Source organism: Wolbachia endosymbiont (group A) of Pipizella viduata (assembly GCF_964028555.1).
Lineage (GTDB): Bacteria > Pseudomonadota > Alphaproteobacteria > Rickettsiales > Anaplasmataceae > Wolbachia.
The window spans coordinates 313,984-329,389 of record NZ_OZ034787.1; the positions used below are offsets into that span (position 1 = coordinate 313,984).

At 34.2% G+C, this 15,406-nt stretch carries 10 protein-coding genes and 1 tRNA gene; 4 read left to right on the forward strand and 7 right to left on the reverse strand.

Features of this window, described 5'->3' with window-relative positions; all coding sequences use genetic code 11:
• Positions 1–1,064 precede the first annotated feature (1,064 nt).
• From ubiA to ABWU50_RS01515, 5 genes are all read right to left on the reverse strand, one after another.
• Positions 1,065–1,922 carry a 4-hydroxybenzoate octaprenyltransferase gene (ubiA, locus tag ABWU50_RS01495; protein ID WP_253307364.1) on the reverse strand — a complete coding sequence of 286 codons (858 nt, stop codon included), beginning with the start codon at positions 1,920–1,922 and terminating at the stop codon, positions 1,065–1,067.
• 3 nt (positions 1,923–1,925) lie between these two features.
• Positions 1,926–2,342: a ribosome-binding factor A gene (locus tag ABWU50_RS01500; RefSeq protein WP_353276049.1), complete on the reverse strand. Its 417-nt coding sequence runs from the start codon at positions 2,340–2,342 to the stop codon at positions 1,926–1,928.
• Between the two features lie 9 nt (positions 2,343–2,351).
• The gene (gene infB, locus ABWU50_RS01505; RefSeq protein ID WP_353276051.1) at positions 2,352–4,676 is read right to left on the reverse strand and encodes a translation initiation factor IF-2; all 2,325 of its coding nucleotides are present in this window, start codon (positions 4,674–4,676) and stop codon (positions 2,352–2,354) included.
• Positions 4,677–4,685: 9 nt separating this feature from the next.
• A complete protein-coding gene (gene nusA, locus ABWU50_RS01510; RefSeq protein WP_353276052.1) occupies positions 4,686–6,248 on the reverse strand; it encodes a transcription termination factor NusA in 1,563 nt (520 codons plus the stop codon).
• A gap of 88 nt (positions 6,249–6,336) precedes the next feature.
• Positions 6,337–9,411, reverse strand: a complete 3,075-nt coding sequence (locus tag ABWU50_RS01515; protein WP_353276053.1) for an efflux RND transporter permease subunit — start codon at positions 9,409–9,411, stop codon at positions 6,337–6,339.
• A gap of 175 nt (positions 9,412–9,586) precedes the next feature.
• Here ABWU50_RS01515 and ABWU50_RS01520 point away from each other — a divergent pair, with 175 nt between their 5' ends.
• Positions 9,587–10,201 carry a hypothetical protein gene (locus tag ABWU50_RS01520; RefSeq protein ID WP_353276054.1) on the forward strand — a complete coding sequence of 205 codons (615 nt, stop codon included), beginning with the start codon at positions 9,587–9,589 and terminating at the stop codon, positions 10,199–10,201.
• On the opposite strand, the gene ABWU50_RS01525 is transcribed toward ABWU50_RS01520, so the two are convergent.
• Positions 10,184–10,942 (reverse strand): glutamine synthetase, encoded by a 759-nt coding sequence (locus ABWU50_RS01525; RefSeq protein WP_264735936.1) that lies wholly within the window; start codon positions 10,940–10,942, stop codon positions 10,184–10,186. The genes ABWU50_RS01520 and ABWU50_RS01525 overlap by 18 nt on opposite strands.
• Positions 10,943–11,268: 326 nt before the next feature.
• On the opposite strand from ABWU50_RS01525, the gene dnaA reads away from it, so the two are divergent.
• Complete coding sequence (dnaA, locus tag ABWU50_RS01530) at positions 11,269–12,651, forward strand: chromosomal replication initiator protein DnaA (RefSeq protein WP_253309363.1); 1,383 nt, start codon at positions 11,269–11,271, stop codon at positions 12,649–12,651.
• 27 nt (positions 12,652–12,678) lie between these two features.
• On the opposite strand, the gene ABWU50_RS01535 is transcribed toward dnaA, so the two are convergent.
• On the reverse strand, positions 12,679–13,944 hold the full coding sequence (locus tag ABWU50_RS01535; RefSeq protein ID WP_253309362.1) for a metallophosphoesterase family protein: 1,266 nt from the start codon (positions 13,942–13,944) through the stop codon (positions 12,679–12,681).
• A 190-nt stretch (positions 13,945–14,134) separates the two neighbouring features.
• Between ABWU50_RS01535 and ABWU50_RS01540 the strand changes: the two genes are divergently transcribed.
• Both ABWU50_RS01540 and ABWU50_RS01545 read left to right on the forward strand, forming a co-directional pair.
• A tRNA-Leu gene (locus tag ABWU50_RS01540) sits at positions 14,135–14,222 on the forward strand.
• 31 nt (positions 14,223–14,253) lie between these two features.
• Positions 14,254–15,336 carry a GTP cyclohydrolase II gene (locus ABWU50_RS01545; protein ID WP_253309361.1) on the forward strand — a complete coding sequence of 361 codons (1,083 nt, stop codon included), beginning with the start codon at positions 14,254–14,256 and terminating at the stop codon, positions 15,334–15,336.
• Positions 15,337–15,406 lie beyond the last annotated feature (70 nt).

Here is a 15,406-nt window from a genome sequence, read left to right on the forward strand (position 1 = left end):
AAATTTCAGTTAAAAATGTGGCGTATCTTCTTCAGCGTGTATACATATACTTAATCTCTGCCCAATGTACGTTGCATTTTTTCTGAATCTTGTTCATATGGGGGATTCTATGTCTAAAATTCCAGACACTTGACTTTAGCTAAAAACCATCTGGCGCCTATGGTTTTTTATAGTTTTGTCTTCCCTTTTCTGAATGGTTTGCAAGCTGCTGTAGCTAACCAAGAAAGGTTTCCCTACGTCATACCGCCGCGGTATCTCTAGATTCCGCTAACAAGCAGCGGGATGACGAGCTTATCGTCATGCCACCGCGAACCGTCATATCGCCGCAGACCGTCATACCGCGATTCATTCGCGGTATCTCTTAGCATAGATCCCGCTAACACGTAGCGGGATGACGATTCTTCAAATCGTCAAGGTGTCATCCGAGTAGCTTGACTACTTAGATCCAGAAAACTTAACTTTAAATAAGTGGCTGCATAATAAAGACTAGATTCCAGCGTCACGCGCTGGAATGACACCATTTTCGGTCTCTTAAATTGCTTTAGCTACAAACATTAAGAAATTTACCAAGTAGAAAAAAAGGCAAAAGAAGCCCCATGGTTGGCTAATTACTTACATTATACTTTCAAGTATGGCGTTTTTTTATTCTAAACGTTTAATAACCGCGATTCAGTTGCTTTTAAGTCGCAACTAATCTAAATTATAAACATTAAGAAATTTACTAAACAGAAAAAAAGGCAAAAGAAACCCTAGGGTAGCTAATTATTCACTATCCATTTTTTAAGTTGGCGTTTTTTAATGTTTTAAATGCTTTATAAGCGTATTTCAGCTTGTATAGGTAAAAACCTAGAAATTTGATAAAGACATAGAGTGCACATAGTGCAAAAAATTAAACATGAGACGCCAGATACGTGAGTTTTTTTGTCATTTAATCTGTACAGAGAAGATAAATAAATAGCTTCAGTTTCATAATAAGGGGGCTGGCGGAGTTTGTCAAGTAAGTTTTTTCGTTTCTGCGAGCTAACTGAGTTTATTGACTTCATTAGAGCCAAAACTCTTGAGACCTAGGTGATAATTCTATCTAAAAGGATGCCAAAAAAGAGAAGCAACCCTACGTAGGAATTATTTTTAAATATGGACATGCATTGACTGGGATCGTCAGGATTGAAATTTTTGTATTGGCGGTGAAATATGAACCCTACAGCAAGTAGAGCAATATAAAAGATGTTATTTAATGATGATAAGATACCAGCATATAGCCACGTCATAAGAGATATTAAATAAAATCTTTTCAACCAAGATTTTGTTGTATCACCAAAATATAATGCGGTAGATTTCATTCCGAGTTTTTCATCATCTTTTTTATCTTGATGAGCGTATATGGTGTCATAGCTAAGTGTCCAAAAGACGCATCCTATATAAAACAGCAAGGATTCTATACTGATCTGGTTTATTATTGCTGCTGAGCCCATGAGCGATCCCATATTGAAGGTAAACCCTAAGAACAATTGTGGCCACCAAACATACCGCTTTAATAAAGGGTAAGTAGCTATCATACACATTGAGATTATTCCAAGTATGAGTGTGGTTTTATTAGTTAACAATAAAATTACCAAGGCGATAGATAGTAGCAGTGAGAGTAAAACCAAAGCCTGCTTTATGTTTAATGCACCACTTGCAAGTGGCCTATATTTTGTTCGTTCAACGTGCGCATCTATTTCCCTATCGAAAATGTCATTGATTATGCACCCTGCAGGTCTCATTAAAAATGCACCTATAGTAAATAAAACAAGGAGAAAAAGAGCCTGATACGATAGAGAAGTTGAGGCTAAAAGAATACCGCTCAAACTGGGAAATAGCACAAGCCACAAACCTGTTAAACTGTGCAGTCTCATTAATGAAAAGTAACGGTTGAAATACATTAATTAAGTGTGATTATGTAATATTTTGCTTACATTAACAAAATTATCGAACGCTAAATCAGGCTTGAAAACTAACTCAGGTATAAATCGCAAATCAACATAACACAATATAGATTTACGTATTGACCATGCAGATTGGTTCATTTCATTAACAACAGTGTTAATATCACAATTATCCTCAGAAGGATCTCCAGTGCGTGATGCTGAAATCCATGTACTTTTTTCTGAATCTGAGTAGTTAGCTACTTGGATATTCAATGAAGATAACACAATATATACATCTGCTTTTTTCAAATCTTTACTTAATTTTACGTCAGATACCGCTACATTTTTATTGAACACCTTACCTTCCATTAGGACTCTTGATATTGCTCTATGCAATACCGATGCTATTTTTAGGTTTCTAATTTCCTTTTTCATATCCATCTACTATAACACCCTTTCTTCTTGCACTAATTGATAAGCTTCCAAAATATCTCCAACTTTAATATCGATATTACCCTCTAGTGATACTCCGCATTCAAAGTTTACACCTACTTCTTTAACATCATCTTTAAATCTACGTAGTGCTTTTAACTTTCCTTCATGCACCAATTTGCCACCACGCACTACCTTAATTAAAGAATCTTTTCTTATGACTCCATCACTTACGTAACATCCAATGATATTGCCAGCTTTAGATACGTTAAATATTTGCCTCACAGATGCAGAACCAACATGAACCTCTCGTGTAACAGGCTTTAACATTTTAGTTAAATACATTCTCATGTCGTCAATGAGCTCGTATATTATGTTATAAGTATGTATTTCTACACCTTTTTGTTTTGCCAAGTCCCTTATTTTTGAGTCCACTTTTACATTAAAAGCTAAAATTACTGCACTTGATGCTTCTGCAAGCAGCACATCTGAATCTGTTATCCCTCCTACTGCTTTGTGTAGGATATTTAATTTCACTTGGTCTTTACCGAGTTTATCAATTGAACTTGATATCGCTTCAATAGAACCAGTTACATCGCACTTTAAAACTACAGATAGTTCTTCTGTTTCACTGTTATTACGACTGAATATATCTAAATTATTGTCGTCTAAATCTTCTTTCTTTTTCTTGATCAACTCTAGCCTGTATTCAACAATTTTACGCGCCTGCTTTTCAGAATTTACAACAACAAATTTATCTCCAGCATTTGGCACACCATTTAGACCAGTAATTTCAATTGGAGCGGAGGGTAGTGCTGCTTTTTCTCTTTGACCAAGGTGATTAACCATACTACGTACTTTGCTGTATGTTGTACCAACTACCAATATATCACCAACCTTTAACGTTCCTTCCTCAACTATCAATGTAGCTGATATTCCTTTCGCTTTATCTATTTTGGATTCTATTACCCATCCAAGTGCTCGACAATCTTCTATTGCTTCTAGCTTCATTAATTCAGCGATTAACAAAATCGCCTCTTCTAGTTTATCTAAATTAGTTTTCTTTTTTGCTGATACTGGCACAATCATAATATCACCACCAAGCTCTTCAGAGATGAGATCATATTGAGGCAAACTATTAATTATTTTTTCTACATCACCAGGTTCAGATTTATCAATTTTATTAATAGCAACTATAATAGAAACATTTGCTGCTTTTGCATGATTTATTGCTTCAACTGTTTGTTTCATGATTCCATCGTCAGCTGCAACTACTATTACGACTATATTAGTAATATTGGCACCACGTGCACGCATCGCAGTGAACGCTTCATGTCCTGGTGTATCAATAAAAGTAATTTTTTGCTTATCTTTTGTCGTTATTTGATAAGCACCTATGTGTTGAGTTATGCCACCTGACTCTCTTTCTGCAACATTAGATTCACGAAATGCATCGAGCAATGAGGTTTTACCATGATCGACGTGTCCCATAAAAGTGACGATTGGTGGTTTAGGTTTTTTAGGCAGGCTTTCTCTGCCTTCTATAAAAAATAAATCCTTTTCTCTGTTGGTATCGCTCACTCGTTTAGCCGTATGATTAAATTTTTCCACTATTTCAGATGCTATATCTGGATCCACCAGATCATCTACTCTATAACTCTCACCGACTTCTTCTTTGAACATTTTTAGCACACTCTTGCTATCTTCTGCCATAAGAACAGATAACTCCCTGATAGTTATTTTGTCTGGTATAATAACTTCTCTTGATATATTTTTACCCTTAGTAAACTTTGACTTTCTACTTCTTATACCAAATCTTTGCTTAAATACAGGGGGTTGTTCAGTTTTTTCATCTATTGCCTGTGCAATTACCAGTTTAGAATGCTTAGAATATATATCTTTGTTGACTTTAGAAGACTTTTTATCGTCGCTCTCATAGTCAATATTATCTTCTCTTAGTTCAACTAAGTGAGTATTACTTAAAACTTTCTTATTTATTTCTTTAGATAAAGTGTCCGCTTCATTTTTCTCGTCAATCTCTTTATTGCTGTCTTCTTTTGCTGTTTTCTCTTTTTCTTCTCTCTGATTTCTTTCTTTCAGCAAAGCAGCATTCTGCACAGCATTAATGCGGAAAATTTGTTCTTTCTCTGTTAAAGAACCTAATTTACTCTCGTCAAATAAATTATGTTCTTCTGCATCATGAGATTTTTTTCTTCTTTTTTTTACTATTGTAGCTCCAGTACTTGGGCTAGCTGAAGAGTTTAAATTGAGGTCTAATTTAAGCTTGCTTAAGCCTTGGAGCGTTAATTTTTTATTACTGATATCTTCATTATTCATATTATTTTATTATATTAACCCAAGCTTTTTACGTGCTTCTATGATTATTGAGTCTACTGTATCTTTTAGATTTTCTTTACTATCAGCTGAGGAAGAGAGTATGCTGCAAAACTCATAACTTGATAAATCTGCTATGTCCTCTAAAGTCTTAATATCATGTTTACTAAGAGCAATTTTATTGTCTATTGATAAAGTTAAATTGATTACATCATCTTCCATACCTAGACTTTTTAGCTCTTCTATTTTTCTATCATTTTCTGCTTTCAGGTGCTTGTTTGCTCTGTTATGAAGTTCGTTTGCAATATACTCATTAAAGCCCTCTATTGAAGAAAGCTCTTTAATTGAAGCGTTGGATATATCTTCTACGCTTGAAAAACCTTCTGTTACCAATAGCTGACCCATAATCTCTTCTAAGTTTAAAGCTTCAGCAAATAAAGCTGAACATTGACTAAGTTCTTTACTTCGCCTTTCTGATTCTTGCTGAGTGCTTAATATCTCAATTTTCCATCCAACAAGCTCTGAAGCTAATCTTACATTCTGGCCCTTTTTTCCTATAGCTAAACTCAATTGATCTTCAGCAACTATTAACTCTATGCAATTTTCATTTTCATCAATAATAACCTTCGATACTTCTGCAGGAGTAATGGCTTTAATAACAAATTGACCCAAATCTGAGGAGTAATTTATAACGTCAATTTTTTCACCATTTAATTCGTGTATAATAGTTTTTATTCTATCTCCCTTAACTCCAATACAAGCACCTACTGGATCAATGTTCTTGTCAGGAGAGAAAACAGCAACCTTAGACCTTGAGCCGGCGTCTCTAGCTATACCTTTAATTGTTACTAACCCGTCAGCAATTTCTGGTATTTCTTGATTTAATAATGCCTCTAAAAAGCCTTCATGAGTCCTAGAAAGAATAATTTGACGTCCATCATCAGAGCGCTTAACGGTCTGTATGTAAGTTTTAACCTTATCGCCTTCACGAAATGATTCACCACCGGTCAAATTTCGCAATGGAAGATATGCCCTAGTGCCATTTATGTCTATAATAAGATCTGAATATTCTACTTGTTTAACAATACCATACCTTATTTCTCCCACCTTATCTTTAAATTCCTCATATTGCTTTTTTGACTCTTCATCTTTAATTATTTGAGCAATCTTTTGCTGGGCAATCCTTGCTGAAGCAAGATCAGTATTAAGAGAGAGCAATTCACTAACAGTATCTCCAACTTTTGCATCTCCTTTTATTAATTTAGCTTGTATCAGCGTAATTGATTCATACTCAGTGTTCTCTTCTTCATTTGATTCGTCATCAATAACTTTTAGTTTTCTGTATGAAGTAACTTTGCCTGTATTTCTATCTATATTAACTACAATTTTACTTTTGCTACCATACTTTTGATAAGCCACTGCTTCTATAGCACTTTCTAGTGCCTTTATTACAACATTAAAATCTAAACCTTTTTGAAGTGAAAGTTCTCCTGCTGTTTTTATTACATCAAGGCTTCCAACTATGTTATTCTTGTTACTTTTCTGCTTAACACTGCTTTTACGATTAGCAATCATAATAAATAAATCCAATGTAATTAGTTATAATTATAGCTTCAACGTGCAAAGAACGCTATCTTAAATGTTAAATGATTGCTAATTTAAGTCAAGTTTTTTCATGTCTTTGTATGACAAGCAACGCCGGAGTAAAGAATAAAGTTAAGACCGTTGCAGCCAATATTCCACTTGCTATGGTTGTTGAAATGTCAACCCACCACTGGCTTGATGGAGCATCATATGTGATTTGTAGCGTAAAAAAATTGATGTTTAACCTGGTAATCATCGGTATTAAACCAAGAACTGTGGTTGCAACGGTAAGCAATATTGGCCTAACGCGAGAAATTGCAGCGTTTATTACACATCGCTTGATGTCATTTTTGTGTACCTTAATTTGGTGATGAAAGGCATCAAGCAATAGTATGTTATTATTTACTATAATTCCTGCCAAAGCAATTATCCCCACTCCACACATAACAACTACGAAAACTTGTTGGATAAGAAAGAAAACAAAAAACACACATGTTGTGGATAAAAACACTGCTGTCATTACGATAAATGTATGGTATACATTATTAAACTGTGTCACTAATACCAATATCATTAGTGTAATTGCTAATATAAAAGCCTTTAACAAAAATGTTCCTGATTTTTGTTGATCTTCTTTGTCGCCTTTAAAATCAATTTTTACTCCCTTGTCCCAATCCTGGGCAATAGAATTCTGAATGAACTTTACTCTTTCATTAACAAGATAGCCTGTATCCACATCAGCGGAAATTGTCACTGTACGTAATCCATCAATCCTATTTAGTTTGTTTACCTTTTTTTCGGGAGCATATTTTACTATGTTGCTCATAGGATGCGGGCCATTAACTGTATTGATAAAAAGATTATCTATAGTCTTCATGTTGCGGTCCCTTCTGGGGAAACGGAGTACAATATCGATTTCTTCATCCGTGTTATTTGGTCTATATTTTCCAATCAACACTCCATTTGTAACCATCTTTATAAAATCGCCAATGGTTGCAACACTTACTCCAGAACTTGTAGCCTTACTCTTATTAACACTCATATTCCACTCTATTTCAGGTGCTGATCTGCTATCTTGAATATTTATAAACCCGGATGAAGGTTGGTCCATAATTTTTAGAATTTTCTCTGCTGCTAAATTCAGATTGGATGCACTTCCGCTGAGGTTAATTTGTATTGGCTTGTCAGCCGACGGTCCTGACTTTTCCTCTTGAACATTAATTATTATTCCTTTCATGTCTTGCACACTGCTCCTTATATCGTTTAATATGTGCTTAGCTTTGCGCCTGAAGCGCCAATCCATAAGTTCTAGTTGAATTCTGGCGATAACGTTGTCTGAAAATGCTCCTGATCTAGCATAAGAAACATGAATTTCTTTTTCAACGCTCAAAATGCGTTCTTCCACTTCTTTGAGTATCAGATCTCGTTCTTTGGCTGATAAGCTTTCTTTTGCTTTAACACTGATTAAAATATTATCTGAATCCACTTTCGGAAAAAACTTCACTCCAGGACCAAAGGTAAAGTACAGCACACTAAATGAAAACAGGACGAATACAGTAGCACATATGAATTTTTTAGGATGATCTAAAACCTTCTCTAGCATGCGTATGTAAGCTCTTATTATAGGCCCAGCATTTTTTATCTCACCACTTTCTATAGCACTCATTTTTTTTATTTCTTTTTTTGAAGTTATTGAAGGCTTACCAAATATTGCACCAAGTGTTGGTATAAAAACCAAAGCCATAATGAGCGATCCAGTCAAAGTTAGAATTATTGTAATTGGTATGTACTGCATGAATTTACCAACAGTATCAGGCCAGAATAATAGAGGAAAAAACACTGCTAATTTAGTTAACGTCGATGATAGAACCGGATAAAACATATCACGAACTGAAGTGTGAAAGGCTTCTACTTTGTCCATTCCGCAGATCATCTTTCTATCGGCATATTCGCTGATCACAATTGCATCATCAACCAGCATGCCAACAGCCATGATTAAACTGAAGAGCACAACGATATTTAAGGTTATGCCCATAAAGTAAAGAGCTATTATCCCAATGAGAAAGGAACCGGGTATCGAGAGTGCCACAAGAATAGCAATCCTTGTTCCCATAGAAAGCATCATTATGATCAATATTAACAACACAGCGAATATTATGCCGTTTTCCAAGTCATCAAGCACATCGCGGACGTTTTTTGACTGGTCATTTAAGTACACCACTTTTAAATTTTCAGGTAATTGATCTTTTGCCTTATCCATTAAGTATTTTACTTGATTTACTGTGTCTATTATGTTTTTTCCGTTACGTTTTGAAATTTCTAGCACGACACTAGGTAATCCATTAATGCGAGCAAACCCTTGGTGATCCTCAAACCTAGGGTATACTTTTGCTATATCTTTGATTCTCAAAACTGCATCGCCTTGAGATCTAATAGGAATATTCATAATATCTTCTATATCTTTTAATAACCCTGATATTTTAATCGAATATTTACCGGTATCATTTTCCAGTGACCCAGCTCCCACTAGTCTATTATTGCTTGATATAGCTTGGAATATTTCGTTTGATTGAATGTTATATTTTGTTAGAACTGTGGGCTCAATTATAACTTCCACTGTTTCTTTACGCATACCTGCCACTTCAATTTTGAGAACATTTGGCAGAGATTCTATTTCTTTCTTTAGCTTGCGTGCTATTTCAGTTAAGGCTCTTTCTGGCAAATTACCAATTAAGCCGACATTGAGTATCGGAAATAAGCTCAAGTTTATTTCATTGATTATCGGAGATTCCGCTTCAACAGGTAACTTCGATTTTATTTTTGAAAGCTTTGAACGGACATTATCGAGCACTTCTTTATTATCATACTCTGTTCCAAATTCGAGTATCATGTGAGCACCATCATTAGTTGCAAAAGCTCTCAATTCTCTTACACCTTTGATGGATCTTAGTTCATTTTCTATAGGCAGCACTAATAGCTTTTCACTATCTTGAGCAGAAATCCCAGGAAGTCCAACAAACACGCTGATTATAGGAATCTGTATATCAGGGTTACTTTCCCTTGGCATTTTTACATAAACGTATGAACCGAAGATAAAAATTACTATAAGTAATAATACCACCGCCCTGTTTCGCTCTGTGAGTAAGCTCTGCATGTTGAATGTTAACTAAATATGTGTGTTTGTACAATATTATAGTCGAGATACGTTGCATATTAATTAATCCTTGTATAGCTTTAAAACTTTACGCAAATAATTAAAATTTTCGCAAAATTGCAAGTATAAGAAAATTTCTGTATAATAATTCTAGAACAGTATTTGAGAGGTTATTATGGTGGCAATTTTAAATGTGACAAAAGGCAAGAGAAAAGTTATTGTGTCTGGATTAGCTGGAGCTTTATCAGCTTTAATATTTTTAACAGCAATCCACATTGCCGCAAAGATAGCCATTATCGTTTCTGCTGCTGCAGTTACTTACTTATTACTTTTGCTGATTCATAAAATAAGAACTAAAGCTGAAATTACTCGTGTTTCAGAAGATGAAGGTGAAGAAAAAGATACGGAAATATCCGTAAAAGAACCAAAAAGAACTGAAGCTGAGCTAGCAGAAGAATTAAAAAATAAAAGAGCACAAGAAGAAATGAAAAATGGACTACCTGAACATATGGATTTCAAAGGTAATTCACTTTCTAAAAGCGCTGATACTAAAGATAGTCATTCCGTTTCTAGTGCTACAAATATTGTTATGGAACCTTTACCTAAACACATGGATGCGCTTGGTAATCCACTTCCTGAAAGACCAAGTGCAAATATTAGTATAGAATCTAAACCTGAGAGAAAACTATCTCCTGCAGAGTGGCTATTACAGCATGGGGTAAATAATGATGTGAGGGAAGTGCTAGAACGGCCAGCAAAGGGGTTTAACGGGTTAGGGTTTAACATGTAGTTGTTGTATTAAGCTCTCCATCTTATATTGAGAATCAGATGCAATGCCGTAGACCCTATTTGGCGGAGCAATTTTGTTCTCTATACCAAAAACTATACCTTCAATTATTGCTGTGAGTACTTTTTCAAGGTTACAGTCTGCTCCAGGAACACGGTGCTCTAGGCGGCATCTTTTGGAATCGTTGCCAAAATAGGGAATTCTTATCGCAGCAGTTCTGTTATTTACTCCCCAACTAATCGTAGTTGGAGTGTGAATATCCGGGTACTGAAATCTTAAATATGAATCATCATTTGGAGCAAAAAACAACATATGTTTTTTCATCATTGCACATAATCCGCCAATACTATGAATCAAATAATCACTATACTTTTGCTCATTGATATAAAATAAGTTATCGTTATTTGAATTCACGAGATTAACATGCACATTTAATGCACTGCCTGCTCTATCTAAATAAGGCTTTGCTTTAAAAGAAACGTTCCCACCAAGTTTTTGTACTACTTCAGTAAGTAATTGTTTTGCTAACTCAAAATGCTTAATTAAATTGTCGGAGTTCGTATAACAACCACTTTTTATCTCATATTGATGTGTAGAATTCTCCTTCTCGCAAGAAAATTCAAGAAATGCTATTTTATTTTTGATGCTATTCAGAAATAAATATTCTTTTTCTATTCCTTCAATGTAAAACTCTAGTTCAATACCGAATACAGCATGACAACTCAAATTACTTAATATAATCATAAATTTGCTTCAGTAAATCTATATTAGGTTAGCTATATTTATATGAATACTTTACTTATTTGCCAGTAAATTTAACATCTTATTTATACATAATGTATTACTATTTTTAATAGCATGCTTCTAATCCTCGATACAAGCGACATTTACAAATTTTTCATTTTTTTGAAATAAAAATGATCAATTTTAGTGTTTTTATACCCTTTACAACTCATCAAAAAATCACCATAATTTTTAGTATGTATTAAGTAGTATTAGCTTTTCATTTTGCAGTAAGCTATTGATTATCTTATATTTTTCTAATTGTTGCTTTTTTCTTGGTATGGTATATGAACTTAACTAGCCCTAAGGTTTCTACTATGTTTTTTGATCAGATTATTACAGTAACGGATCACAATGTTACTTGGGAAAAAATCCAAAATTGTCTTTATAATCTTTATGGAGAAGCAACATATAACAGCTGGCTGAGTTCGCTAAAATTTGTCAGTAGCAGAAATGGGGAAGTTCTTTTATCCGTGTCAACAAGGTTTATAAAAGAGTGGATTACAGTTCATTACATGAAAAAAATATTATCATTATGGCAAAGCGAAGATAAAAGCATACGTTCTATTGATATTCAAGTAATTGAGGAAAGGAATTCAAATTTTAATGTTATACTAAAAAACAGAGAGGAAAGTAATCATAATCTTGGTTCGCCTCTGGATCCAAGGTTCACCTTTGATAATTTTGTAGTGGGAAAGCCAAATGAATTAGCATTTACGGCGGCAAAGCGTGTGGCAGAATCTATAGATCCAATATTAGGCAGCAATCCTTTGTTTCTATATGGTGGAGTGGGACTTGGTAAAACACATCTAATGCATGCTATAGCTTGGCACATAGTCAATTCCCCATCAGAAAAAAGAAAAGTAGTATATTTATCAGCAGAGAAATTCATGTACCAATATATTACAGCGCTGCGAAGCAAAGATATTATGTTATTTAAAGAGCAATTTAGATCAGTAGATGTATTGATGGTAGATGATGTGCAATTTATCAGTGGTAAAGATAGTACACAAGAAGAATTTTTTCACACTTTCAATGCATTGATAGACCAAAATAAGCAATTGGTTATATCAGCTGATAGGTCTCCTAGTGATCTTGATGGAGTGGAAGAAAGAATAAGATCACGACTCGGTTGGGGGTTGGTGGCAGATATTAATGAAACAACTTTTGAATTAAGGCTTGGTATATTGCAGGCAAAAGTGGAGCAGATGAATATGTATGTTCCGAAAGATGTCCTAGAGTTTTTAGCAAGGAACATAAAATCTAATATAAGAGAATTAGAAGGAGCATTAAATAAGGTTACCCATACCTCATTAATTGGAAGAAGTATGACGGTAGAATCAGCTAGTGAAACCCTAATCGATCTTCTTAGGTCAAATCATAGGTCAATCACAATAGAAGAAATACAAAAGAAAGTAGCTGAATTTTTCAATATAAAGGTTGCAGATATGCAATCCAATAGAAGACTTCGCAGTCTTGCAAGGCCAAGACAAATAGCTATGTATTTTGCCAAAAAATTTACGCAAAAAAGCCTACCAGATATTGGGAGAAACTTTGGTGGCAGAGACCATGCTACCGTTATACATGCAGTAAAACAAGTAGAAAATTTTATAAAGACCGACTCAAAATTTGCTGATGAAATCAATCGATTAAAAAAAATGTTTAAGTAGCGTTGTTAAAATAGCTAATAACAAGTCCTAAAATGAATCGACTATAGTTTTAATCCGTTTAAGTTTAAAATCTTCTGTTAGCTTCGCAGAATACATTTCCTTATTGTGTTGATTATAGAAGGTAAATTTGTGATCATCTAAGTTTAGTATTGCAAAGCCAAAACCGAAAAAGTTTCTAACCTCGTGTGCTAAGTAGTTTCTACCATTTGAATAGTCAAATTCTACATTTTGATAAACAGGCTCTTGATCTTGAGCGTGTAATAATGCACCACCGTTTCCAACTATAATCTGGTCTGGAACATTATCCATTAATAAAATCTGGGCTATATGAATGTGGCCAGAAACTATGGTAGTGACATTGCTTGGAAATTTATCTCCAAAAGCTTCAATTTGTGTAAGATTACCATGGCTTTTTAATGTCAAAAATTCTTTTTTTGGAGATCTCCAAAGCGGTTTATGAGTTAAAAACCACGTGGGCTTATCTTGTATCAATTTATCAAATTGCCTTTCAAAAGCATCAATTGTGCTTTGGGTTGTAAAAATATCCTCACCGGATGAAGAGTCGAAGATAAAAAATTTCATCGGTCCAGCATCTAAGGACCAACTAGAAACGAAGTTTCCACATTTTTCAGACGAAAAGGGGTATGAATCTAGATACCTGAACCATCCTTCATAAGCTCTATTACAACTCTCATGGTTTCCACGAACAAAAAGGAAGGGGGATTGTAATGAAATATCCTTTGCAGGCTCAAACCAATCAGCGTACCAAGCTTTTTTATTATATCCATAAATATCGCCACACTTTTTTGTATTTCTACATTTTGTTTGTCTATAATGATAATCACCAACATGGATAATTAAATCTGGTTTATGAAGGGCGATTGAATCTAAATTTTTTTTTAAAGGCCAGCTATCTACCGAATTACATTCCTGCTGAAATAACATGTTTATTCTACAACCCGTGTCACCAATAAAAGCAATTTTATTAACCTTTTCTGGTAATATAGGAACTCGTAGATCCTCAATACTAATGTTTTTGGCACTTGTTTGTACTGTCAGTTCACAAACTGTTTCGTTATGATCACCATTGTTAATTGAGCTGCGATTCAGCATTTCTATTTCCTCGCCATCGACATAAACAATGGGACACATGTCATTGTCTGTAATTGCACGTATGCTTAATTTATTTTCTGGGATAACTTGAGACCATGTGTATAATATCTGTGCATGGACGAAATGAAAGCTAGTTATAAGAGAGAGAGCTAAAAAAATAAAGATATTAGCTACATTCATTTGTATAAAAACCTAAGTTAAAAATTAGTAGTAAGGTTGTCTTAAATGATTAAAATTTATAATCACAAAATTCATAGTCAAATTATACAAGTAATTTCTAAATTATTCTAGTATCAGATTGACACTCTAGATGAAAAATTCTAAAATGATTAAATAATTTAAAATAATTATATAAAAACTAGAATATAGTGCGGCCGTGGTGGAATTGGTAGACACGCAGCGTTGAGGTCGCTGTGGCTCATAAGGCCTTGGAAGTTCAAGTCTTCTCGGCCGCACCAGTTTTTTCATAGCTGCTTAATATGGGTAAAAATGTTTATAGGAAATCAGAGTAGCAATAAGGTAGAAAGAGCTATCAGCGAAATCAGGCGCGGCCGGCCAATTGTAATATATGATAAAAGTAATTACCTATTGTTCGCTGCTGCTGAGGCTTTAGAAAGAGATTTATTTAATCAATACAAGCTTATATCAAGTAATGTATATGTTACTTTAACTTCAAGTAAGGTAAAATACATATCTCAGAATAAAGAACATAACAGCAAACGTCTGTTGGTGAATAATTTTGATGAACTGCTCCATTTAATAAACTGTTCAAAGGAAGATTGCATAAGAGAGTTGCAATGCTCAAAGACAATAGATGAATGTGCTATTGCCTTGCTTAAGTTCTCAGAATTATTGCCATACGCGTTAGTGGCTGATATGACTTTTGAGAATAACCATGAAATGCGAAATTGGTGCGAGAAAAATGACGTTATTGCACTGGACACGTCATTCATAAATAATTTTCAAGAAAATCAGGATGTATATGAAGTGTGCAAAACATCATTATTTTTAAAACAGACTCAAGAAGTAAATATCATATCTTATAGAACAGAAAGTGGTGGAAGAGAACATCATGCAATTATCATTGGCAATCCAGATAAAGATGGCGAACCATTAGTAAGAATTCATTCTTCGTGCTATACGGGTGACTTGTTAGATAGCTTATCATGCGATTGCAGAAGTCAGTTACATCAAGCAATTCAAATGATAGCTGACTCTGGAAGTGGTATTATATTGTATTTGATGCAAGATGGAAGAGGCATTGGTTTAACTAATAAGTTAAGAGCGTACAGTGTGCAAAGAGGACATAATCTTGATACTGTTGATGCAAACAGAATATTAGGTTTTGAAGATGATGAAAGGAGTTTTGCTGTTGCAGCTAAAATGCTTAATAAATTGAACATTAACAAAATCCAATTACTTACAAACAATGATAGGAAATTGTCAGAATTGGAAAGTAGTGGTATAGGAGTTACAAAGTGTCTACCACTTATTGTGGAACGTAATAAATATAACGATTCATATATGGAGACAAAGTTTGGTAAGCTAGGCCATAGATTAAGAGTTTTTTAGCTTTTTTGTTGTAACTACTTTGTTAATTTGCTATGTTTATTAACATAAGTTAAGATTTTTAGGAATACTA

Coding starts and splice junctions, on each gene's coding strand:
- ubiA (WP_253307364.1), bottom strand. CDS start 1,922: ATGTATTTCAACCGTTACTTTTCATTAATGAGACTGCACAGTTTAACA.
- ABWU50_RS01500 (WP_353276049.1), bottom strand. CDS start 2,342: ATGAAAAAGGAAATTAGAAACCTAAAAATAGCATCGGTATTGCATAGA.
- infB (WP_353276051.1), bottom strand. CDS start 4,676: ATGAATAATGAAGATATCAGTAATAAAAAATTAACGCTCCAAGGCTTA.
- nusA (WP_353276052.1), bottom strand. CDS start 6,248: ATGATTGCTAATCGTAAAAGCAGTGTTAAGCAGAAAAGTAACAAGAAT.
- ABWU50_RS01515 (WP_353276053.1), bottom strand. CDS start 9,411: ATGCAGAGCTTACTCACAGAGCGAAACAGGGCGGTGGTATTATTACTT.
- ABWU50_RS01520 (WP_353276054.1), top strand. CDS start 9,587: ATGGTGGCAATTTTAAATGTGACAAAAGGCAAGAGAAAAGTTATTGTG.
- ABWU50_RS01525 (WP_264735936.1), bottom strand. CDS start 10,942: ATGATTATATTAAGTAATTTGAGTTGTCATGCTGTATTCGGTATTGAA.
- dnaA (WP_253309363.1), top strand. CDS start 11,269: ATGAACTTAACTAGCCCTAAGGTTTCTACTATGTTTTTTGATCAGATT.
- ABWU50_RS01535 (WP_253309362.1), bottom strand. CDS start 13,944: ATGAATGTAGCTAATATCTTTATTTTTTTAGCTCTCTCTCTTATAACT.
- ABWU50_RS01545 (WP_253309361.1), top strand. CDS start 14,254: ATGTTTATAGGAAATCAGAGTAGCAATAAGGTAGAAAGAGCTATCAGC.